This window comes from symbiont of Argiope bruennichi (genome assembly GCF_051094275.1).
GTDB lineage: Bacteria > Bacillota_I > Bacilli_A > Mycoplasmatales > SG1.
In genome coordinates, this window is sequence record NZ_CP070274.1 from 468532 (window position 1) to 492866 (window position 24335).

The 24335-nt window shown below is 23.9% G+C and carries 16 protein-coding genes and 10 tRNA genes; 2 read left to right on the forward strand and 24 right to left on the reverse strand.

The genetic code is table 4. The features are described 5' to 3' along the window. Window positions 1–34: 34 nt before the first annotated feature. Complete coding sequence (locus tag JTY60_RS02255) at window positions 35–5206, reverse strand: hypothetical protein (protein ID WP_434414498.1); 5172 nt, start codon at window positions 5204–5206, stop codon at window positions 35–37. A gap of 193 nt (window positions 5207–5399) precedes the next feature. On the opposite strand from JTY60_RS02255, the gene JTY60_RS02260 reads away from it, so the two are divergent. Next, entirely contained in the window at window positions 5400–5564 is a 165-nt protein-coding gene (locus tag JTY60_RS02260) for a hypothetical protein (protein ID WP_434414499.1), read from the forward strand. Between the two features lie 86 nt (window positions 5565–5650). On the opposite strand, the gene JTY60_RS02265 is transcribed toward JTY60_RS02260, so the two are convergent. The 8 genes from JTY60_RS02265 to JTY60_RS02300 all read right to left on the reverse strand — a co-directional run bounded on the left by JTY60_RS02265 (window position 5651) and on the right by JTY60_RS02300 (window position 16829). Further along, window positions 5651–7480: a PTS transporter subunit EIIC gene (locus JTY60_RS02265; protein ID WP_434414500.1), complete on the reverse strand. Its 1830-nt coding sequence runs from the start codon at window positions 7478–7480 to the stop codon at window positions 5651–5653. Window positions 7481–7601: 121 nt separating this feature from the next. Next, window positions 7602–8159, reverse strand: coding sequence for an NAD(P)H-dependent oxidoreductase (locus tag JTY60_RS02270; RefSeq protein WP_434414501.1), 558 nt, complete (start codon window positions 8157–8159; stop codon window positions 7602–7604). 5 nt (window positions 8160–8164) lie between these two features. Continuing rightward, entirely contained in the window at window positions 8165–9223 is a 1059-nt protein-coding gene (locus JTY60_RS02275) for an ABC transporter permease (RefSeq protein ID WP_434414502.1), read from the reverse strand. Further along, window positions 9207–10235 (reverse strand): ABC transporter ATP-binding protein, encoded by a 1029-nt coding sequence (locus tag JTY60_RS02280; protein WP_434414888.1) that lies wholly within the window; start codon window positions 10233–10235, stop codon window positions 9207–9209. The genes JTY60_RS02275 and JTY60_RS02280 overlap by 17 nt, the downstream gene beginning before the upstream one ends. Before the next feature lie 50 nt (window positions 10236–10285). Beyond that, on the reverse strand, window positions 10286–11176 hold the full coding sequence (locus JTY60_RS02285; RefSeq protein WP_434414503.1) for a 5'-3' exonuclease: 891 nt from the start codon (window positions 11174–11176) through the stop codon (window positions 10286–10288). Then, window positions 11160–14138 (reverse strand): DNA polymerase III subunit alpha, encoded by a 2979-nt coding sequence (gene dnaE / locus JTY60_RS02290; RefSeq protein WP_434414504.1) that lies wholly within the window; start codon window positions 14136–14138, stop codon window positions 11160–11162. Before dnaE ends, JTY60_RS02285 begins: the two co-directional genes overlap by 17 nt. Beyond that, window positions 14107–15135: a DHH family phosphoesterase gene (locus tag JTY60_RS02295; RefSeq protein WP_434414505.1), complete on the reverse strand. Its 1029-nt coding sequence runs from the start codon at window positions 15133–15135 to the stop codon at window positions 14107–14109. Before JTY60_RS02295 ends, dnaE begins: the two co-directional genes overlap by 32 nt. Next, on the reverse strand, window positions 15135–16829 hold the full coding sequence (locus JTY60_RS02300; protein WP_434414506.1) for a septation ring formation regulator EzrA: 1695 nt from the start codon (window positions 16827–16829) through the stop codon (window positions 15135–15137). The genes JTY60_RS02295 and JTY60_RS02300 overlap by 1 nt, the downstream gene beginning before the upstream one ends. A 148-nt stretch (window positions 16830–16977) precedes the next feature. Between JTY60_RS02300 and rpsD the strand changes: the two genes are divergently transcribed. Next, window positions 16978–17589, forward strand: a complete 612-nt coding sequence (rpsD, locus tag JTY60_RS02305; protein ID WP_434414507.1) for a 30S ribosomal protein S4 — start codon at window positions 16978–16980, stop codon at window positions 17587–17589. Window positions 17590–17657: 68 nt separating this feature from the next. Here rpsD and tyrS read toward each other — a convergent pair whose 3' ends face one another. The 15 genes from tyrS to JTY60_RS02380 form a co-directional block, all read right to left on the reverse strand. Beyond that, window positions 17658–18926, reverse strand: a complete 1269-nt coding sequence (gene tyrS, locus JTY60_RS02310; RefSeq protein WP_434414508.1) for a tyrosine--tRNA ligase — start codon at window positions 18924–18926, stop codon at window positions 17658–17660. 45 nt (window positions 18927–18971) lie between these two features. Next, window positions 18972–19048, reverse strand: a tRNA-Phe gene (locus JTY60_RS02315). After that, window positions 19049–19123: transfer RNA gene (locus tag JTY60_RS02320), tRNA-Asp, on the reverse strand. A gap of 1 nt (window position 19124) precedes the next feature. Beyond that, window positions 19125–19200, reverse strand: a tRNA-Met gene (locus tag JTY60_RS02325). Window positions 19201–19239: 39 nt separating this feature from the next. Next, window positions 19240–19330 (reverse strand) — tRNA-Ser (locus JTY60_RS02330). Between the two features lie 2 nt (window positions 19331–19332). After that, window positions 19333–19409, reverse strand: a tRNA-Ile gene (locus tag JTY60_RS02335). 20 nt (window positions 19410–19429) lie between these two features. Further along, a tRNA-Met gene (locus tag JTY60_RS02340) sits at window positions 19430–19504 on the reverse strand. 1 nt (window position 19505) lies between these two features. Next, window positions 19506–19579, reverse strand: a tRNA-Ala gene (locus JTY60_RS02345). An 8-nt stretch (window positions 19580–19587) separates the two neighbouring features. Next, a tRNA-Pro gene (locus tag JTY60_RS02350) sits at window positions 19588–19664 on the reverse strand. Then, window positions 19665–19739 (reverse strand) — tRNA-Arg (locus tag JTY60_RS02355). A 2-nt stretch (window positions 19740–19741) separates the two neighbouring features. After that, window positions 19742–19816: transfer RNA gene (locus tag JTY60_RS02360), tRNA-Cys, on the reverse strand. An 81-nt stretch (window positions 19817–19897) separates the two neighbouring features. Continuing rightward, window positions 19898–21469, reverse strand: a complete 1572-nt coding sequence (locus tag JTY60_RS02365) for an extracellular solute-binding protein (protein WP_434414509.1) — start codon at window positions 21467–21469, stop codon at window positions 19898–19900. Continuing rightward, the gene (locus tag JTY60_RS02370) at window positions 21453–22364 is read right to left on the reverse strand and encodes an ABC transporter permease (RefSeq protein ID WP_434414510.1); all 912 of its coding nucleotides are present in this window, start codon (window positions 22362–22364) and stop codon (window positions 21453–21455) included. Before JTY60_RS02370 ends, JTY60_RS02365 begins: the two co-directional genes overlap by 17 nt. Next, entirely contained in the window at window positions 22357–23211 is an 855-nt protein-coding gene (locus JTY60_RS02375) for an ABC transporter permease (protein WP_434414512.1), read from the reverse strand. The genes JTY60_RS02370 and JTY60_RS02375 overlap by 8 nt, the downstream gene beginning before the upstream one ends. 1 nt (window position 23212) lies before the next feature. Then, window positions 23213–24328, reverse strand: a complete 1116-nt coding sequence (locus JTY60_RS02380) for an ABC transporter ATP-binding protein (RefSeq protein WP_434414514.1) — start codon at window positions 24326–24328, stop codon at window positions 23213–23215. Between the last annotated feature and the right edge of the window lie 7 nt (window positions 24329–24335).

Here is a 24335-nt window from a genome sequence, read left to right on the forward strand (position 1 = left end):
AATCCTCGATCTTTGATGGATAAGATGAGGAACTCTACTTTTTTTCTAAACTAACTGTTTGATTTTTATTTCATTCTTTAACAGCACTAATATAGGCTTCAACTTCACCTTTGGTTTTTAAACTATTTATATCAATTAAATTTGGATTGGTTAAATTTTTAATTCTTTCATTGTAGATATTAGTATTAATAATTTTTGGACAAGACTTTTTAAGATTAATTAAAAGATTTTTTTGCTCGGTATTATAATTTAAAATTGCTTCTTGCAACTCAATTAAATGATCTCTTTGATTAATATTTGAAAAAGAAATTTTTGGTTTTACAAAATTTAGTCGACTTCCATCATTTCTTTTTGTAAATCCTAAATCAATTGGTTCTCCTAATTTTCTTTTATATTCTTCTAACTTTTTTAATTGAGCTTCATTTCAATCATTTATTTGAATGATTAAGCTATCAATATCAGATTTTGATTTTAGTTTTTCAATATTTACAACAGGATAGGCAAGATTTATTTTGTCTTCAACACTAAATCCAAAGTTTTTTACTTGAGGGAGTTTTTTAATGTATTTTAAGAATAATTCTTTTTGTTCGACATTATGAGAATTTATTTTTTTTAAGGCCTCGTTTACTTCTTCATAAGTATTGACATTGTTCAAGTCAATTGTAGAATAAGGATAATCTAGTGGTGAGCCATCAAGTTTTTGGTAAAAATAATAAGTATTAAAAAGATTTGCTAGTTTTTGTTTAAATTGAATCAGAATTTGATTTTGTTCTTCGTTAAAGGCCTTAATTAAAAGTTCTGCATTTTTTATTTTTGTTTTATCTAAATTAAAAAGCAAATTTACCTCTTTTAATTTATCTTTGGTAATCTTTAAAGGATTATTATTAATATCACTAATAAAGCCACGATCAACAATGACAGGAAGATTTTTTAAATCTTTATCTAATAATTGTTGTTGGGTTTTATTTCAATTTTTGATATTGTTTTCATATATTTTTAACTGCTCAATGCTCTCAATTTTTTCAAAATCTAAATAAGTTGGTTTCTTTATGTTGGTGTCTTTACCAGAAACATAACCAAAATCAATAATTTTTGGAATTGCATCATACAATTTTTTAATGATTCGATGTTGTTCGCTATTGAATTTTTTGACACTATCTAAGGCTTTTTGATAGCTAAAATAATCAGTGATTTGACTTAAATCAATTTTTGGATATGAATGTTCAACTTTTTTATTAGTTCCTGGAATGATTCTAATATTATAGTCTTTTGGTTTTGGAAAATACTTTTTGCAATTTTCTAAAGTAATTTTTTGTTCATGATTAAAATTGTTAATATCAAAAATTAATTGTTGAATCTTCGCTTTACTGCTAAGATTAAGACTGCTAATTTCTGGCAAAGAAAAATTCAAAAGTTTGTTATTATGATTATTTCGAAATCCTAAATCTTTGATTAAAGGAATTTTTTGTAATAAAATATTTCTTAATAATTCTTGTTCATTGTTTCAATCTTTAATATTTTCAACTTTTTTTAATAATTTATCAATATTGTTTAAATCACCTTCAGAAATTTTTGGAGGTTTTGATAAATTTTTATTATCCTCTTCACGAAAACCATAGTCTAAAATATCAATATTTAAATCTAAAAATTCTTCAAAGGCTTGTCTTTGTTCTTGATTGAAATTATTAATATAAACATTTAATTTATCAACATCGTTTTTGTTTTTTAAATCTCATTCTTCAATAATTGGTTTTTCGTATTTTAGGGGTCTGTAATCGGGAAAAAACTTAATTTTTTTATCTTCAATTTGAGGTAAATTATCAATGGCATCTTTTAAGATTTTTTTTTGTTCCTCGTTGAATGCTAAAATTAAGCTGGCTTTTTTATCCAAATCATATTTATTTTTTACTTCAATGTTGGAAAGATTTGCATTTTTATACTTTAAATTAGTTCCATTAATATGAGATTTAAATCCTAAGTCTTGAACTTCTGGTAAAAATGAACTTTGTGATAACAACTCATATGACTGAATTTCATTAAATTTTTTAATGTTTAAATATAATTCGTCAAAGTCTTTTTTGTTTTTTACCGATAAGCGACTAATTTTTGGAATATCAATAATTTTTTGTCCTTCAGAATCATATTTAAATCCTAAATCATTAATTTTTGGTAAAGTATCTAAAAATCTTTTTAAAATTTCATTTTGTTCTTTATTAAAATTTGTTATTTCAAAAATTATTTGATGTTGATACTTTAGATTGGCAATTTTTTTTAAATCTATTATTGGTAATTTATGAATTAAAGGTTCGCCATCTGGATATTCTGTAAAACCTAAATTTTTAATTGAAGGAATATTTTTTTCGATTTTTTTTCAAGTTACTTCTTGAATTTCGTTTCATTTTTCAATGGAACTTATTAAATCTTTAAAATCTTTTTCTTTTTTTAAATTCAAAATGTCAACATGTGGTTTGTTAAGTGTTCATAAACTTCCATCAAGATTATGTCTAATTCCATAATCAATAACTTCAGGAATATTTTTTAAATATTCTTCATAAATAATATTTTGTTCTTTATTATAGCAGTTTACTGTTTCTATATACTCTAAAACATCATTTTTATGATTAAATTTTACTTCTTTAGGTTTTTTATAGGTTACATTAAAACCATGAAAACTAGTTTTAAAATCATAATTTAAAATATCTGGAATTTGTTTTAAAGCACTAAATAAAAAACTTTCTTGTTCTTGATTAAAGTCTTCAATATGATTTTTTATTTTTCGAAGAGTAATAAAATCAACATCTCGGGATAAAAAGTTTTCTACTAAAATACTGTTAGGTAAAGTAACTTTACAACCGTCTTTTGCCCTAAATCCGTAATCAATTGGCTTTTTAATTTGTAAAATATATTCTTTTTTTAAGGTTTCTTGCTCTAAATTAAAATCTAAAATTTTTTTTCTTAAAATATTTTTATCATTAGTTTCCTCAATATCTGGTAATGGATGTTTTAGGGGCATTCCATTTAATTTTGTAATAAACCCAAAATTTACAATTTGAGGTAACTCTCTCAATAATGTAGACCGATAGTTCAAAAAATTATCAGTGTAGTCTGATAAATTTTTGACAAATATAAAAAGCTTGTAAATATCTGATATTTCATAACTTTCATCAACATCAAATTTATTAGCTTCAAAATAATCTCAATAGACATTATCTGATACAAAATATTTTTTTAAATCTTGACGATTATTTTCTAAAATATTATTTTTATAAACAATATTTGAAAGAGATTTTGAACTTGAAAGAATTTCAAAAACTTTACTAATAAAAATTTTTAAAGTTGTTAAAAAAATTTTTTTGGGAGTGTTTGATTTAAAGTTTTCGTGAAGAATTTTATCATTTGTAAAGTAATCTGTAAGTTGAAAACTATTTAAATCAAAAACAAAATTTAAATTTTGTTGGAGCGACTTAATTTTTTCTTTAGTAAAAAATGAAGTAAATAAATTTAATAAGTAACAGAAAAATAGGATTACATAAAATTTCTTTGTTTTAATAAAGTTTGGTCATGAAGACACTTTTAAAAGATAAAAATTTTTTAAATAAATTTTTTTATTTTGCAAAATTTTACTAATAAAATTAATTGAAATTTCATTTGTTAGTGGAATAAAATTAAAAAAAGATAAGTTGTCATAGTCTTTTAATTGATTTAAAATTAATTTATAAGAAACAAAGTCATTCGAAAATTTTTCAATTTTGAAATTAACATTGTTTTCTTTTAAGATCAGATTTACAGCATCAATATTTGCGTTTAAAATATCAATAATATAAAAAATTTTTTTAAAATAATTAGTTGTGTTATATTCAACAAAATCTAAAGCAAGCTGATTTTTTTTAAAAAAATTGTTCAATGATGCACAAAAAAGATAATATGAGGATGAAGCGAGATCGTTTTTATCTTCAATTTTTAAATATGAATCATATAGGTATTCTGGAATAAGAAGGTTAAAATTGTTAATTAAAAAATTTTTTAAAATTATTTTGTAAACTTTTCCACTTGGATTAATTCAAATTGATAGTTCGTTTAAAAAATTTTTTAAACTACCATCAAATAAATTTTTTAATTTTGGAAAAAATTCAGAAATTTCTCGTTTAGTTTCTTCCTTTTTTGAATAAATCGTCTCTTGATTTACTTCTTTTTCAATAAAATTTTTAATTGCTAAAAAAACATCTAAATAATAAAATGAAAAAGAAATATTTTTTTCAACAAATTTTATTCTTTTTGCCTTATTTTTTGATCATTCTGTTTCTGATAAAAATTTAAAATGTTTTGGTTTTAAAAAAATTTGTGTTTGATATTTTAAAAATAAAAGATAGCAATAACTTCAAAGAACATCTTTTAAGTAACAAAATTCAAAAAGCTTTGGTTTGTTTATTTTGTCAAATATTTTAAAGTTTACATTGTTTTTTGGATTTAAAGCAAGTAAAATATGATCGTTTGATAAGTTATTACTTTTGTAATAATTAATAATTTTTTTTAAATAATCTTCATTAAAATAGTTCAATCGATTAACTTCTTCAAAAAAGTTACTATTCTCTGTTTTAATATTTTCTTTTAGTACTTCAAAATTACTAAAACCAATTTCTGGAAGAAAAAAAGGAATTAAGTTATTTTTTGTTCAATATAATTTTGAAGAAGTTGTTGGAATTAGTAAATTACTTGCAAAATAATGATATAAGTTTTGGTAAACAATTAAATAAATTAAATATAAATATTCTTTTATTTTTTTCTCTTTTTTTGGATCGTTAATGTTAAAATTTTTAATAAAATAGTTAAGACCACCTTTAAAAAAGATGCATTTATTAGCAATTTTTTGAATATTATTGTTATTTGCGATGGAAAAATTATTTTTTTTGGTAATTCCATTTTTAAAAAAATAGTAAACAAAATATTTAATAAAAGTGTTTATTTCAATTTCATTTGAAACTTTTTTTTCAATTAATAAATGTTTACTAAAAAGCACTAAGTCTTTTAAGAGATCATAATAATTAATACTAACTCATAAATTTTCTTGATCACTAAAATTAAACTTACTTTCATCATTAAAACAATTTAAACTATATAATAAATAAACTAATTCTTCATTAATTTCTTTTCTTTTTAATTCACTCTCAATATTTTTTAACTTTATTGTATTTTTTTTTGTTTCCATAAATCTAGATATCTTGCTATTTTTTTTAAAATTTTTATTATTTTATTAATTTTTTTTGTTCAAAAAAATTTAAAAAAAATGAATTTTGGTAAAATTAAATATGAAAAAAATTTTCAATTCGATAAAAAATTTTTTAAAAAATCGAAAAAATAAAAAAAATTCTTTTAATTGTTGTGGAAAGTGTTAAAAAATAATGAAAAATAAATGTTGTAAAGAAAATAAATGTAAAAACGAAAAGTTAAATCAATATAATCAAATAAATTACTTTTATTTAGAAAAAAATCATCATATTTGTTGTAAAAATTTACCAGAAGATAAATGTTGTAAAACTTCTGATGCTGTATGTGATTGTGAATAAAAATTAATTAATAATTTTTTTATTAAAAAAAGCACCTTTTTAAAAGGTGCTTTTTTTTTAAAGAAAATGAAACAAAAAATTATATTTTAAATTTTTTGATGGTTATTTTCTACTTTTTTAATGTTTAAATAATTATTTAGTTCTACTGCTTTACTATCAGCTTTTGGACCATAGACAATTTGAACAAAGTCTTTATTTTTTAAAACCCTGAATGCGCCAGTAGACATAAGAATTTTTTCGTCAACTTTTGAAGGATCAAGAACAACAACACGAACTCTTGAAGCGCAATTAGTAACAGATGTAATGTTTTCTACGCCACCTAACCCATTGCAAATAACTTCAGAATTATCACCAAGTCGAACTTGAGCTTTTGCAGCTTTTACATCAGTTAAAGCAATTCCTGAATCTAAAACCGGGAAGAAGATTTTTTTTCATTTCATGTAGTAATAAAATACTAAGAAATAAATTGGCAAGAAAATAACTGCCCACACATAAATTCAGTAAAAATTAGTACCTAATTTGTAAGGTAGAATCCCAAAAATAATACTGTCAAGAATACCACAACTAAATGCAGTACCAGTGTGAAAACCAAGATCTGGATTAATTGCTCTTGGAAGCCCAAAAAGCAACATTGACCCAACTCCAGCCATAAAAGAGTGAAAACCAAAAAATAAAAATGGTGACACTAAAAGATATAATCAGAAGAATGGTTCTGTTAATCCGATTGCACAAGAAGTTAGATACCCAGATCAAACGATTGGCATAACAACTTTACGATCTTTTTTCGGACAATGGTAAAAAACAGCTAAAGTTGCTCCTAGGTAGCCTCCAATCATAACAGGAAAGTTACCACCTAAAAAACGTCCAGGGTTTGTAGAAACTGGATCTGAAGCAATTTTGGTGATAGGGTCGTAGTGTAAAAAGAATTGTGTAGTAAATGGAAGATTCCATTTTAACATTGCAAAATAAATATTACTATCACCTTGTGGCATAGATGTAGAAGTATCATGGGTATGACGTTTTAGTCAATCTAATAGAGTGACATAACTATTGCCATCTTTTAAAAATCAATTTCCATCTAGACTGCCTCCAGCGCTAGTTCATCAAAAAATTGAGTAAAATGCGTGGTGAACTCCAAATGGAGTTAAAATTCTTCAAAGTCAAAATACCACAAAAGAGTCTACTCCTGCAGGTAGTTTTGCAGATTCTTGTCCAAGATATGTTAAACCTTGACCAATTCCTGGTCATGACATCAAAAATATAAATGACAAAATTGGAACAAATAATGAAGATGCCATAGGAACAAAACGATTACCACCAAAAAATGAAAAGAATGAAGGTAATTTAATTGTTTTGAACTTGTTATAACATCAAATTGACAACATACCAATAATTACTCCACCAAATACTGAAGTATTTAAAGATAAAATACCAAAGTTATAATTAAGAATTGAGTATGGTACGTGATTTCAAAATAAAAATTTAAAGCTTGCGTTATTTTTTATCAAATTGTCCAAAGTGTCTGGAAGTGTGTTATTGGGCAGTGCGATTGTAATAGCAACATACTGAATTTCTAAAAATAAGAAATAAGCAAAAAGTGCTGTAATCGCACTAATACCCTCGCCTGTAAAAACAATAACCATTGCAACAGCAAAAAAAATTGGAAGATTTGAAAAAAGGGTATCTCCAATAGATTTTACAACAAGTCCGATGTCATACGCTACTGGCGATGTAACACCAGAACTACCTGAACTTTGAGTAACAATTGCAGAACCAATTCCAAGACATAGTCCTGCAAATGGCATAATTGCAATAATCAGAAAAAATGATCCACTAAGTTTTGAGAAAAAACTGGTAATTTTTGCTCGATCAAACTTTGGATACCAAGAAAATTTTCCTTTTAAAGTTGTTCTCATAAAAAATTTTTTTCTGTTTTTTTTTAAAGTGTTTTTTAAAGTAATTTAGATAAGTAAATTACCATAAATTTATTATAAACAAAAATATTTAAAAAGTAAATAGAACTAATAAAAATTAATCTTATAAACTAGTTAATTTGTTCTCTAAACTTGCAAAAATTTTTCAAGAACGATTTTGAGTCATATGATATAAATCATAAATAATAAAATTTTTTAAAGGTTTTAAACCACAAAAAGAAAATGCAAGATCAATATGAAATAAAAGCGATTCTAAAGAAATTCTGCCAGGAAGATCGTAGTTTTCTTTTTGACCTCCAGCAGTACAAATATAAAAAAAATTTTTATCATTTCAAAAGCCATTATCAAATTTATGATCGTTGTCATATGCAACGCCCTCTTTTAAAACTTTATCAATTCATCCTTTTAAAATTGCTGGAACACTAAATCATCATACTGGAAATTGTAAAATTACAATATCAGCTCAAATAACATTTTTAATGTCAGAATCAATAGAATTATCGATTTTATTAAAATCTAAGACAGGATCAAAATTTTCTTCGTATAAGTCTTTAAAAATAACTGAATGGTTTTTTTCAAGACAAGATTTTGCTACTTTAAAAAGGGCGTGATTGAAAGAGTTTTTATTTGAAGGATGACAAAAAATATAAAAAATTTTCATCAGAATTATTTTTTAGGTTGTATTTTTTTATTAGGTTTTATTAATGCAATAATACGGCGAAATATTTTTTTATTTGAAGAATAGTCTAAAACACCAGATGCAAAAATTTTGCTAAATAAAAAATTAAATAAATAAATATAAAAAATATTTGCTAAAATTGCAGTTCAAACAACATAGTCTGGAGTTGAATTTGAAGCTTTTTCGAATAATATTGTTGGGATACTATAAATTGAAGTAAGTGGAAAATAACAAAGAAAATAATTTAAAAATTTAGAATCTTCAAATATTAAACGCAAAATTATTGAAAAAATAATTGGAAATAAAAGCATTACAAGAACAATCATTAAACTTTCACCACTATTAACAATAAATGAAGAAAGCGCCAAAGTTATTATCGAATAAATTATTCCATTGATCATAATTGTAGCAAAAATCATTGTTACAAAAAAATCATAGCCATGAGCCATGTTTGCATTGTGTCAAAAATAAGAAAAAGTTATTGAATGGCCATTATTTACCAATCACGCACAACTATTTGAAAATCCTAAAACTCAACAAATAATCATGCTCCCATTTTCTATGTGACTTAAAAAAATTATCCCAGAAATTGCACTAGCAATATTTGCAACGATAAACATTCATAAAAAAATACTAACAAATCAAATAAAATTTGTTAAAAGTTTTACATATCAATGAAATTTCACCCCAACTGAAGATAAAATAATTTCCATTGCTCTGGAATTTTTTTCTTCAGAGGTATGAGAAGATGTAGAAATAACTAAAAAAAGAATTGTAATAAAAACAACAAAAACAATAATAACTCCTAGCATGATTATTTTTGCAAGATCATTAGGACCAAATTGCACTGGTTTAGCATTTTTTATTGAACTAGCTGCTAAAAAAGAAAACAAAATTGCTAAAAAAGTAATCAGACCAAAAACAAAATAATTAATTTTTGTAAAAAATTTAAATTTTAAATTTCAAAGAAAATGGGCAAAATTGGATTTTGCTCCAAAAGAGTCAAATTTAAAATTAGATTTTAAGCGATTAGATGGAAACTTCATTATTTTTTTTTCCTTCTTCAAGTTTTTGATTAATGATATGTAATGCTTTTTTTTCATATTGTTTTTTCACAAAAATATCATCAATTTTATTGTTAGCTAAATTATTTAACCCTTTATTATCAACTGATGCAAAAAAGATGTCGTTTAATGAGGGATAACTAATTTCAAATTTTTCAATGTCTTCAAAAAATTGCGTCATAAAAGTTTTTTTAATGATATTTAATAATTCAACATTTAAAACTTTAAAGTATCAAAAGGTGTCTTTCTGATCAACTTGAATTTCACCTTTATAATTTTCTTTTAAATCATTAATTGTTGTAATTATTTTCTCAGTATCAGTAAAAAACTTTATTTTTATAATTTCCTCTTTTTGAAACTGTTTTCTAATCTCTTCAATTTTTCCAAATTGAACTATTTTTCCGTGATCTAAAATAATAATATCTTTGCAAAATTTTTCAACATCATCAATTCTGTGTGAGGCAAAAATAATGGTTTTATTAGCGTTTTTTAAAGAAATAATTAGTTTTTCAATAATCGAAACATTAACAATATCTAATCCTGAAAATGGTTCATCTAAAATAACAATACTTGGATCATGAATTAAAGCGCAAACAAATTGAACTTTTTGTTGATTACCTTTTGATAAACTTTTAATTTTTTGATTTGAATAATGCTTTATTTCTAGCAATGAAGCTCATTTTTCTCAGTTTTTACGAAAATCTTTATTTGAAAGACCTTTAATATTTGCATAATATTGAACTTGTTCTTTAACTTTTAAATTTGTAAGTAAACTTCTAACTTCTGGTAGATAACCAATATCATATAAAATTTTTAAATTAATTTTTTTATCATCAAGAGTTACTTCACCAGCATCTGGTTTTATTAAATTTAAAATAATTCGAAAGGTTGTTGATTTGCCGGCACCATTACGTCCTAAAAGTCCAATAATATTACCCTTATCTACATTAAAAGATAAATTGTTTACCGCAATTAAATTGCCAAAACGCTTTATACATTAGAAAATTTTAACATTTAAGGTCCTTCTTTCTTTTTTCTAAAAACTTATTGATAGTTTTTTTTCTCTTTTAGAAATATTAAAATTTTTTGTAACTTATGTTCGATTAAAAATTCAAATAAATCATTATTAATTTTAAGAGATTTAAAAATTATTTTTTCTTGGTCTGAGAGATATAAATTGTCAACTAATTTAATTAAAGTTTGATTTTTTTTAAGAATATCTTTGGTTTCATCTAATAAAAAAATGTCTTTAAGTTTTTTATCTAAATTATTAGCATTTAAAAAAATGTTTTCAATATTTGTATAATTGTTTAATAATTTAATTGCTGTTTTGACACCAACTTTTTCAACTCCTTTAATATTGTCTGAAGGATCACCAACCATTGATTTATAGTCAATAATTTGTGATGGTAAAAAATTAAATTTATTAAAAAATTCTTCTTCAGTTCAAAAATCTGGATTTAAAATTTTTTTTGAAATATTTAAAAAAATGACATTTTTTTTAATTAATTGACATAAATCAATATCTGAAGATAAAATATAAAAAAGATTGTCATTTTGATAAAAATGAGTAATCAATGAAGCAATCACATCATCTGCTTCATAATTTTCCTTTTTTAAGGCATGAATGTTACGTTTATCTAGATAAGTTTCAAATAATTGCATACATTTATACAATTTTTCTGGCATTTTTGGGCGATCTTTTTTATAGTCCTTATACAAATCATTTCGAAAGGTAGTTTTTTTAAAATCAAAAGCAAAAAAGCAATAATCAATCTTTAAATTTAAAAGTAATTTTTCTAAATTATAGATAAGGCTGTGCAAAATTAAATTGTAATCGTCTTCTTTTTTTAACGCTTTATAGAGAGCAAAATAAATTCGATATAAATAATTGTTCCCATCAACAAGCAAAATTTTTTTAATTTGAGGTTTCATTTGTATTATGATTGTATTTTAACAATGATAAATCTTCTAAATAAAATTTTTCATATTTTGAAAACTTTAATTGCATTAGATAGAAGTAATTTTTTTCAATTTTTTTCTGAGAAAAATATTTAATTTCAAAAATTTTTGAGTTATTTAATACTTTTACTAAAAGGTAATCGCTAGTTTTAAAAAGATTAATTACTTTCCCAATCAATAAAAAACGAGAAATTTCTGCTTTTTTTTCTTTTGATAAAATTTCTAAGTATGAATAGAAATAAATTCTTTTGATATCTTTTCTAATAAAAAGAATTTTTTGTTCAAAATAAAAAAAACTGTTGTATCAAATATTAAAATTTAAAAGACTTCTCTCTTTTTTCTTTAGCTCATTGTAGTCATTTAAATATTTGTTAATTTTTGGAAAAGAAACGATTGATAGATCATATTCTTGATTTTTATGAATGACAATTTCTGAAAATTCTTTTAATTTTTCAAGGTTTTTTATTTTTGTGGTTCTATTGTATTCTTGTAAATAATCTAAAAATCCTAAAACAATTAGTTCTTTAATTTTTTCGTTTTTTAAGTTTAAAGTTCTTAAAATTACATAGGTTTCAATAAATGTTTTGCTAGTTAAAAATTTGTCATGTTTTTGAATAAATTTTGAAATTAAAGCGGTGCCTATATTTTTAATAATTAAAATTGGATAATAGATAGTATCAATTTCTGAATAAAAATAGGGTTTTAATTTGGTAAATAACTGGGGTAAAAATTTAATGTTTTGCTCTTTTAATTCAAAAACATAAGTTTTAAATTTATCATCAATAATGCCTTTATTGACGTTTAAATTTTCAGTGTAAAAATGAATTGGATAATAATATTTTAAATATGCCATGATATATGATAATGTTGCATAAGCAATAGCATGAGCCTTATTAAAACCATAATTTACAAATAAAACAATGTAATCAAAGATTTCTTGAAGCTTTTTTTTATTAAAGTTATTTTTTAATCCTGTTTCAAAAAAATATTTTTTTAAATCTTCAATTTTTTCAACTTGTTTTTTTGAAATAATAATTCTTAACTCTTCCGATTTATCAAAAGAAAGATTACAAATTTTTTGAAAAATTTCAATAACTTGTTCTTGATAGATAATAATCCCATAAGTTGGTTGCAAAATTTCTTTTAAACTTTCATCAATAATGCTGTAAGATTTATTTTTAGTTTTTCGAAGGGATAACTCTTGAATATATTTTTTGGGACCTGGGCGATACATACTTATTGCCATCGCAATTTCTTCAACAGAAGTTGGCGCTATCATTTCAAGGGCACTCTTCATACCTTGAGATTCTAATTGAAAAATGCCGTTGGTGTATTTTTTTGTAAAAATTTTAAAAACTTTTTGATCTGAAAAATCAATTTTTCAAACATCAAAGTCTGAAAATTTTTCTTTAATTTTAGTTTCAACATTGGCAACAATTGACAAGCTTTTTAAACCTAAAATATCAAATTTCATCAATTTAAAGGATTCTAAATCGTTCATATCCCACTGAAGGCAAGAAAGTTCGTGATTTGCATAAAAAAAGGGTAACTTTTCTTCTAAATTTTCACTTTGAATGATGACACCAGCTGCATGAATTCCAAATTGTCTTGGAAAATTAATTAACTTATCAACATATAAACAAAAGTTTTTTTCAACTGAAAAATTTTTAAATAATGAAAAAACTTTTCCATCATTTTCATAATATCAAGTTAAAGAAATAGACTCTTTTTTTACTAATTTTGAAAGACTGTCTGCAAAAGCTAAACTGTAATTTAGGGTTCTTGCAATATCTCTTATGGCAGTTTTTATCCCAATTATTTGAAAAGTGCCAATAATTGCGGCATTATTTTGATACTTTTTTTTTAAATATAAAAGTACTTCGTGTCTTTTTTCATCACAAAAGTCAACATCGATATCTGGTAGTTTTAATCGATGTAAATTTAAAAATCTTTCAAATAATAAATTATATTTTATGGGATCAATAATAGTTATATTTAAAAGATAACAAATAAGACTGCTACATCCACTACCCCTTCCAGGACCAACAGCAATCTGATTTTTTTTGGCAAAATTTACATAGTCCTGAACAATTAAAAAATAATTTGAAAAATTAAATTTTTCTACAAGTTCTAACTCTTTTTCAAGTCTTTTTTGATATATTTCTTTGTTAATTAAAGGATTTTTTTTTATAAATTTATCAAATTTTTGATAAACATAATCAGAAAAATTTTGATTATTTAAAAAAAAACTATCTTTAAAATTTGAAAAATTTAATTCTTTTAAATCAAAGGTGCAACTTTGATATAAAAAAAAGTTGTTCTTTAAATATTTTTTTTGATTTTCTTTTATTTTATTTTCAGTTAAATAATATAAATAATTGTCTTTTGTAAAATTAAAATCTTCTTTTTTAATTTGAAACAAAATTTTTAAAAATGATAAATTTTTTTCTGAATCTGTTCTGATATCTGTTGCAAAAACTAATTTGTTTTCTAAAAAAGTTGTTTCATAATGATAAAAATTAAAAAAATAATTATCTTTTAAATCGTTTTTAATTATTTCTAAATATTTGTCTTCAATTTTTTGATGAAAAATAATAAAAAGACCATCAAATTTAATTTCTGATGAAAAAAAACTAAGTTTTTGACTAAAAGAATTTTTATTTAAAATAAAAATAGCATTTTTTCAACCTTGCAAATTTTGAATCATCAACAAAACTGAAAATTCTAAGAAATCAATATCTATCGAAAAAATAATTTTTAAATTATTTTCAATTGCTAGATTATAACATTTAACAGCCGAAGCCAAAGAATTTTTTTCACAAATTATAAAATGTTCGTAATTATTTTTTTTTGTCAAAAAAATTGCTTTTTTGACAGTTAAAGTTGATGAAAGAAAAGAAAAATTAGTTTTTAGATTTAAGTTCGGGTTGATCATCTTCTTTAAAAGAGGCAAAATATATTTTAATCTCTTCTAAAACTTTGTTAATGTCTGATTTTTTTTTAAGTTTTACTCCAGAAGCTAAGGCGTGACCACCACCACCAAACTTTTCTGCAATATGGTTAATTGGATATTTTTTACTGCGAATACTTATTTTGTAAACTTTTGCTTTTTCATCAAATGAAGCAAAAATATAGCAATCAATGTTTTTAATATTTCCTAAAATAAAAGAAAAGTTTTTAGCTTTATTGTAAGAGACTTGATATTTTTCGTAATGTTTTTTTTCCAAAAAATAATAAATAATATTTTTTTCAATATTTTTAAATTTATGTTGAATTAGGGCTAACAATTTAATTTCATTTAACTCTCTGTCATAGATATAACTATAAATATCGGTAATATTAATTTCTTTTGACAATAAATATGAGGCTAAATTAAAGGTTCAAACTGAAGTTTGTGGATAGTAAAACCGATTGGTATCAGTAACAAGACCATAAAATAAAAATTTAGCGATCGTTGGTGACACTTTTAGATGGTTATTTTTTTCCAATTGAAAAAAAATGTGACCTAAAATTTCACAGGTGGAACTGGCATTAGAATTAATAAAGGAAAGATCAAAATTTTTTAAAGAATATTTATTGGTTAGATGATGATCAATAACAATAATTTTGCAATCATTTTTTAAAATTAAATTATTTTTGTAAACTCTTGATAAAACATTCGTGTCAAAAATAATGGCAAGATCAAATTTTTGACAATTTTTTTGATTGTATTTGTTGTTTTCTTGTAAAAAAAAAGTAAAGGCATCATAATAAATGTCATCAACAAAACAAAAAAAATTTTTTTGAGAAAAATTTATTTTTAATCAGTGATAAAAAGAAAATTGTGCAGATAGTGAGTCTCCATCTGGATTTTCATGCCTAAAAATACCAATGTTTTTGGCATTACTCAACATTTTTAAAAAAAGCTCTAACTTATGGTTTTCAAAAATCATTATTCTTGTTCTAGATTTTTAGCAAGGCTTTGATCGTTTTTTTTAATAACATAAAGTGCTAATTTTTTGGCCATATCATAATTTTTAATTTTAAATAAATACTCTGCTTTTGAAATATCAGTTTCATTTGCTTCAGATAAATTTCTAAATTTATTAGCAATATTTATAAATTTTTCAGTATTTTGAATTGAATCTGAAAAAACTTTAAATTTATAAACAATTTCAATAACTTTTGTCGATAAAATTTCAAATTTTTCTTGAAAAATAATAAAGTTTATTTTTTTATCTTGTTGAAAAAGAAAATTATATAAATTTTTTATGTCTTTTAAATAAATATTTAAATTGTCTAAATATTCGTCAAAAAAAGGAGAAAATTGATCGTCTAATTCTTTTGCTTTAATTTCAAATAAAAGATTTTTTAATTTTATTAATTCTTGTTTGTAATAATCAATACTTTTCAATGATAATAAAAACTTTGATTCAATAACAATAAAATTATAACTTTGAACAATTTGTTCTAAAAGTTTTTCTATTATTGGTGCAAAATTAGATCATGAATTATATTTTTTTTGTAGGGAACTTTTAAAATTTTCAAATGTTATTAAAAGTTGATCTCAATAATTCCTACTATTGATAAAAATTAATTTTTCTTTTTCATTTAATTCATAAAATGAAAAAATTGCATTAATTTTGCTATTATTTTTAATTCTTTTTTTTTGAATTTTTAAGATTAATTGATCAATTTTTTTTGCAAAAACAAAAACAAAATCAAAATACAATTTTTCTTTAGAAATAGTTTTTTTTACTTCATTAATTTTTTGAAAAATTGATAAAATATCAAAATTAATTCCATTAATATCTAAATATGCTAATTTTTTATTTAAAATACTAACTTTTTCTTCAATTTCTTGATTTATTGTTTGAAAATTTACATTGTTTAAATTTAAATTTAGGCTTATAAGTTCTGTATATTCTTTTTTAATTGAAGCAAGTTTTTTGGGAATAATAATATTTAAAAGATTGTAATAAAATGGTAATTTATTTAAAACATCTAACAGGAAAGTAAGATAATAATTTAATTGACTTAAATGTTCTTTTAATTGTTCAAAGTTTGATACTTTTAATAATTTTTCTGAGTTAGCAAATAAATCTTCAATTTCTGAATTTAAGTTGTTAATAGCTTCATTTGCAATTTCAAATTTTAAAAAGTTTTTTCGAAAAAAATTATTAAGTTTTTGATAAGCTTCCTTGTATCGGTTAATTTCTAAGCGAAAGTTTTCCTCTTCTACAAAAGATGAATTTATTTTTGAAGATAAAACATTTAGTTGATCTTCTATTTCTTTTAAAATAACAGATATTTTTTTACAAGATTTTCAAAGCAAAAAAAAATTTTTTTTTTTAAAAATTTTATTTAATACATCAATATCTTTAGCTAAGTAAATTAAATAGTTGTTTTTAATGTGATTGAACATTGCTAAATTTTCTTGATAAACGCTCAAGTAGTTTAGATTATATTCACTTATTTTTGCCAATTTTTTTAATTTTTGACGATATGGAACTGCAGTAATTTGTTTTGATTTTTTAATAATTTTGTAATAAAAATTACAAACATAAAAATATAAAATAAAAACAATTGCAACAATAGCTAAAATAATAATTAATGAAATTGTTATTATTAATAATTTAGTATTCAAAGTAAGCCTTTTTATAAATATTTGTTTATTATTTTAATTTTATATTAAAATTAGATAATATAATTAAAAAATCTATTTTTTAGTTAAAATTAAAAATATTTAAAAATTAATGTAGGTTCTATAAAGAAAGCTTAAAAAACAACAAAATATGCGTTATATTGGTCCAGTATATAGAAAATCAAGAAGACTTGGGTTTAGTATTTTAGAAAATAATAAAGAATTTTCTAAAGGAAAAAAAAGAAAAACCGTTCCAGGACAACATGGTGGTAAATTTAAAAAATTAACTCAATTTGGAATTCAGTTAAAAGAAAGACAAAAAGTTAAATTTTTGTATGGAATTAATGAAACTCAACTGAGAAATTTATATCTAAATGGTCAAAAACACCGTGGTCAAACTGGTTATTTAATGTTAAATAACTTAGAATCTCGACTTGATAATTTAGTTTACAGATTAAACTTTGCACCAACAAGAAAAGCTGCAAGACAATTGGTAAATCATGGAAATATTTTAGTTGACAATAAAAAAGTAAATATTTGTTCTCAAATAATTAAACCTGGTCAAGTAATTTCTGTTAAGGAAAAAGCTAGAAGTTTTGAAAGTGTAAAAAAAGCTCTTGAAAGTAATGTTGCTACTTGTCCTTATGTGGAACTTGATAAAGCCAACTTTTCTGGAAAATATTTAAGAAATCCGAAAAGAAATGAATTTGCAAACGATATTAACGAGTTGGTAATTGTAGAATATTACAACCAAAATTCATAAAACATAAATCTTATAATTTTTTATATTAAAAATCTTAGTTCTTCTTTATATCATTTAGAATAAAATTCTTATGTTCTTATAACAAAAAAATTTTTCTTTCCTGCTTGTATTAAAATATAATAAAAATCATTAATTTTATTATCTTGAGTAATATAGTTTTTTAAGTTATCGTCTTCTTTGACAATTTTTTTGTTTAATAGTAAGGCTTTCTGTTTTATAAGTTGTCTTATTTTTGTTTTTGAACCAAAATGTTCAATTAAAACTAGAATATCAATTATTTTTTTATCGCGAATTTCATTTCAATTTAATTGAATTGAAGGTAAAAAAGAAAAATATTTTCTTAAAAGAGAAAAATTTATTTTATCTTTTCAATAAAATAGCATTTCGTTAATTTCTTGATAATTTTTAAAATTTTCTTCTGAAAATAAATACGAAATAACATTTTTTGTTAATTCTTTTTGAGCTAATTTTACAGATAAATTTAATTTGTTTTCATCTAACATTTTTTTAATATTTACTAATGACCAATCCATTAATAAATAACATACTTGATCAATTAATTTATCATCAATTGACAATAAATAATTATAAATTTTTCATGATTCATCTAAAAAAATTGCCCCATCTTCACTTTTGCCAAATTTATTATTATTACTATCGGTTAATAAATTAAAAGTTATTCCAAAAGCATTACAATTTGAAAATTTTTTATTGCAATAATCAATTCCACTAATAATATTGCCCCATTGATCGCTTCCACCAATTTGCCCATAACATTGATGTTCTTTGTATAAATAAAAAAAATCGTAAGCTTGTAGAAGTTGATAGCTAAATTCTGTAAAAGAAATTCCTACTTCAAGTCTTGTTTTAATAACCTCCTTTTTTAGCAAATTATTAACATTAAAGTCTTTCCCAACATCTCTTAAAAAATTTAAAATATTAGTATTGTTGTAAAAATAAAAATTATCAAAAATTTTAATATTATTAGAAAAAAATTTTGAAATTTGGGTTTTTATTTGTTCTTTGTTTTTTTCAACAACATTTTTTTCTAAAATTTTTCTTTCAACTTTTTTTCCCGAAGGATCGCCAATTTGTGCGGTAGCACCACCAATAATAACAATTGGCTTACAACCTAATTTTTGAAGTCTTTTCAATAAATTTAACTGAATTAAATTTCCAAGATGTAATCTGTTGGAGGTAGGATCAAAACCACAATAAATTCCTTTAGTTCCATCAATACATTTTTGAAATTTATTTTTATTGGTAACTTCTGAAACAATATTAACTTGAGAGGAAAATAAAAGTTTTATTTCTTCTTTAATATTAAAAGTGGCCATTAATTCTTTTTTTATTTTGAATTGAAAAAATATAAAAATAATTAATGGTGACCCATGCTGGACTCGAACCAACTCACGCAGGGCTTCAACCTGCAGCTCTGCCTGTTGAGACTTAATAGGTCTGGCGGTCCTTACGAGAATCGAACTCGTGTCTTCTCCGTGACAGAGAGATATAATATCCACTATACCAAAGGACCTTGGTTGCGGGGGGTGGACTCGAACCACCAACCACTGGATTATGAGCCCAGTAAGCTACCAATTGCTACACCCCGCGGCAAAAATGCTAACATCATTATAACAAAAAAATAAAAAATGGCGGAGGGAAAGGGATTCGAACCCTTGCGAGACTTTCATCTCCTATCGGTTTTCAAAACCGGCCTCTTCAACCGCTTGAGTATCCCTCCAGTGGTGGATCCTGCAGGATTCGAACCCGCACTCTCTCGGTCATGAGCCGAGCGCTTTAGCCACTTAAGCTAAGGATCCTTAGCTTTTTTAATACAAAGTGGTGGCAGAAGGGAGAATCGAACTCCCGAAAACACGGACATGAGCCGTGCGCTGTACCACTGAGCCATTCTGCCATGGTGGAGTCAATGGGAGTCGAACCCATGTCATCTGAGTGCAGGTCAGATATTTTACCACTAAACTATGACCCCAAAAAAAATGGTCGGGAAGACAGGACTCGAACCTGCGATCTCCTGGTCCCAAACCAGGCGCTCTACCAAACTGAACCACTTCCCGTGGCATGCCCGGAAGGATTCGAACCCTCATTACTTGATCCGTAGTCAAGCGTTCTATCCATTGAACTACGAGCACAATGGAGGCACCGGTTGGATTCGAACCAACGATCTAAGTTTTGCAGACTAATGCCTTGCCAGCTTGGCTACGGTGCCATATTTTTTAAATATGCAAATTCATTATAAGGGTTTTTTTATAATATTTTTTTATTTTTATAAAAATATTTTTTATAAAAATTAGTCTTGTGCTCCTTTATCTGTTAAAAATAAATTATAGTAATTATTCACCAAATCATCCAAGTTATAAGTGTATAGGCGAAAAATTTCTTGTAATTCATCAAATTTGGCTTCAAAGTCAGAAATAAATTTGCTGAAACTACTTGTGTCTAATTCACCAGTAGAAAACATTAAAAGATTACTTAAGAAACTTGTATCCCCTGTTTTAAATTTTTCTTTAACGTATTTTTTTATAGAAGCAAAATTTAAAGTTGGAAAACTGTAATTTTTAAGCGTTGAATAGCCAGAATAATATGATGTTGCGAAAGAAATAAATTTTTCTGAAATTTCTTTTTTTTCTTTTGATAAATTACTTCCTAAAACAAATCCATCAGTGTAAAAAGGAACATTTGCATCTTTTAGACAATCTTTACAAAACAAAAATTTATTAAAATTTATTCCTTCAATAGAATTGTTTTTATGTTGGATTGCATAACTTATTGCACCATTATAAATAAAACCAATAGAAAATGCCTTGTCAGAAAGATTTGTGGCAATTTCATCGCCAACAAATTTTACATTTCTGTTTATTCCCAAGTCTTTTAATAGTTCAAAAGACTTTATCACATCTAAAGGAGTTTGAAAGTTTAAATAATCATTTTTTGCTTGAGTTTCATTGTTTTTTGTATAATATGGAAAAAATTCTTTGCACTCTTCAGAATAATTTTTACCTTTAGAAGCACAATCAATAAGTCTTAAAGTTTTTGTAAATCCAAAACTGTTTCTTGGATCATCTGAAAATAAAATTGGTTTTGAAATATTTTTGTCTTTCATTGCTTCTCTTAAAGCTTTTCATAAAGAAAAATGGTCATTTTTATCAAGGCCATATTTTTTTAAAATGGCATCTGGATCTGAATACATATCTTTGTTGTATGCAAACTGAATTGTTCCTGGATAAAACGGATAATAAAAACTTTCAGTGCTTCCAGGATGTTGAACAAAAAATTTTTCCTTGCCAACATCATCAAAAAAGTTTAAGTTTTGAAACATTGTAGGTTTTGTATCGTTATAGATAAGTTTTTGATAAAAATAATTATCAATTTCATTTTTTGAAAAATTGTCTTGATCTTCTTTAATTTTTTTAATGTCAAATGGTTGAATAAATCCATATTTGTAAAGTTCGGGAACCGTAAAATCTGAAGGCATAATGACATCAAATTTAGTAGAATTTAATTTATTTAGTAATTCTCCATTAGAAGAAAAAGTTACCACATTTACATTTCAGCCCGTTTCTTCTTTGAATTTATCAATAACTTCATCAGTTAAATAATCAGTTCAAATTGCAATTGAAATTGAATGTTTATTTTTTCAGTAAAAATAAAAAACTGACGAAGTAAAAGTTGAAGTAAATAAGATTAAAAGAAAATATTTTTTTGAAGTTTGTAAATAAAAATAACTTTTTGTTTCTTTGAACTTGGCTAAAAATGTTTGATATTTTTTTTGTCTTAAAGAAACTTTTTTAAATTTATTTAAAAGAAAGTTTAATTTTTTTTTTAAAAAAAATAATTTAATTTCTTTAAGTTTTTTTTTCATTAAAGTGCTCCTTTTTTATTGATGGTGGAGCTAAATTTTTGAAGTTAGCTTCCAACTTATTAATTTTTGATGATACCAAAGTAATTTTTTTTGAGATTTGTTTTTTTTTAATAATAAATCTTTGTTTTTTGTTTTTGTAAAAAGATAAAAATTGAAAAACAGCAAAAATAATTGCTAGAAATACACCAAGAATAACTCCAAATGCATTAACATAAGGAAAATACTTTAAAAGTGTATAAATATATACGGAAGCATTTTGCTTTGGACCTGAAGTAAAATATGAAATTACAAAATCATCAATTGAAAGGGCAAATGATAAAATTAAAGAAACGATAATTGCTGTTTTTAATAATGGAATAACAATTTTTCTAACTGTATAAAAAGGTGTTGCTCCTAAGTCTAAACTTGCATTAATAAGATTTGAATTAATATTTTTTAAGCCAACGGTGATGGTAACAATAACATATGGAATGCAAAAAGAAATGTGAGATGCTAACAAAGAAAAATAACCTAAAGGAATCATAAAAGAAATAAATAAAATCATAAGACCGGCAGCCGTAATAATATCTGCATTAATAATTGGAATATTATTTAGTGAAAAAAACAATTTTTGTTTTTTTGCTGTAAATTTTGAAAGGCTGATTGCTGCAAATGTTCCCATAATTGTAGAAATTAAGGCCGATAAAATCCCAATTAAAATTGATACAATAATTGAAGAAAGAAAAATTGATTTCTCAAATAATTCTTTGTAAAAATGAAAGCCAAAACTAAAGTTTTTAAAACTGTAAACATCCCCTGAATTATTAAAGGAAAAAATAATCACAAAAAAAAGTGGCAAATAAAGAAACATAAATGCTAAAAGCAAATATGATTTTAAAAAAATTTTTTTAAACATTTTTTCTTCCTTTTTTTGGTCTTTGATAATTAAATATTTTTCCAGCAAATTTAAATAATAGGATAAAAACTACAATTGATAAAAGCAAAATTAAAGCAACTGAAATTGCAGATTTATAGTCGCTACTTTTAAAAAAGTAATTTTCAATAACATTTGAAATCATTAAATAATTCCCATTTCCTAAAAAATGTGGAATTACAAGGGTGGTTGATGCAGAAATAAAAACTAGCATTAAACCGGAAAATACCCCAGAAAGTGATAATGGAAAAATAATTTTTTTAATTGTTGTTGAAGGTTTTGCCCCAAGATCACTACTAGCATCTAAATATCTTCTGTCAATACCATCAAGAGAAGTATAGATATTCATAATCATGATTGGTAAAAAAACATTAATAAGTCCAAATAACATGCAAGAAAAAGTTCCATAAAAGTCTGGAAATAATAGGCGAAATAAAGTTTGAATCCCATAACTTTTAATTAATAAATTAATTCAGATTGGAAAGGTAAATAAAAATCAAAGAAAAGCCTTTGATTTTTGATTTTGAATTTTAAAGGCAATAATGTATGCAATTGGATAACCAATAATAAGGCATAAAAATGCGGTTAAAAGCCCAATAAATATGGAAAATCCCAAAATTTTCATAATTGATGAGTTATTCAAAATATTTAAAACATTTTCAAAGGAAAATCTAATGAGATTGTTTGCTGTAAATTCAGTAAAAGCAAAAATTAAGATAATCAAAAAAGGTAGCAAAATTAAAAATAATAACACGGTTAAATAGGGAAAAAATAGGAGTTTAAAAGTATCAATTTTTTTTGTAAATTTTATTTTTATTTTTGAATACATGTTACTCAATCTCTTTTCACATTACATGAATGTCATCTTTTTCAAATCATAAACCAACAACTTTTCCAAGTTCAAAATTTTTTGTCGAATCAGCTAAATATTTTCTTCCATGAGAAAAAATTAAATATTCAAAATGAATTCCTTGAAAAACTTTGTTAATAATAATTCCATTAAAAAAACCTTGATTTTTACCCTTTAGAACAATATCCTCTGGTCTAATAACGACATCTACGGGCTCATTTTCACCAAAATTTACATCATTGCAAGGAAAAAAATTATGGTCTCAAAAAACTAAGTTATCCTTAATAAAAATTGCATCATCAATGATATTTGATTTTCCAATGAATTTTGCGACTCATTTGTTTTCTGGCTCATTGTAAATTTCTTCAGGAGTGCCGATTTGTTCGATTACCCCATCATTCATAACAATAATTCGATCGCTCATGATCAGTGCTTCTTCTTGATCATGGGTTACATATAAAAAAGTTGTGTTTGATTGCTTTTGAATATTTTTCAATTCAATTTGCATCTTTTTTCTTGTAAGGGCATCTAATGCCGAAAGTGCTTCATCTAATAAAAGAATTTTTGGATCATTTACTAACCCTCTAGCTAAGCTTACTCTTTGCTGTTGCCCACCACTCAGATTATCAATTGAATAATCTTCATAATCTTCTAAATCGACAAGTTTTAAAATATTTAAAACTTTTTTTTCAATTTCTTTTTCTGGTAATTTTTTAATTTTTAAACCATATGAGATATTATCATAGACATCAAAATTGGGAAATAAAGCATAATTTTGAAAAATTGTATTAAATTGTCTTTTGTATGGCGGTAAATTTTTAATATCTATGCCTTCATAAATTAAAGAACCAGCGCTTGGCTGTTCAAGTCCTGAAATAATTCTTAAGAGAGTTGATTTTCCACTCCCAGAGGGACCTAAAATTGTTAAAAATTCTTTTTCCTTAATATAAAAATCAACAGATTTTAAAATTATTTTCCCAAAATATTCTTTAGAGATATTTAATACTTCTAAAATAATTTTTTCTTTTAAAAGATTTTTAGTTATTTTTTTAATTTTTTGTTTAACTAATTTGTTTGAAAAATTATTTGTTCTCACCTTCTTT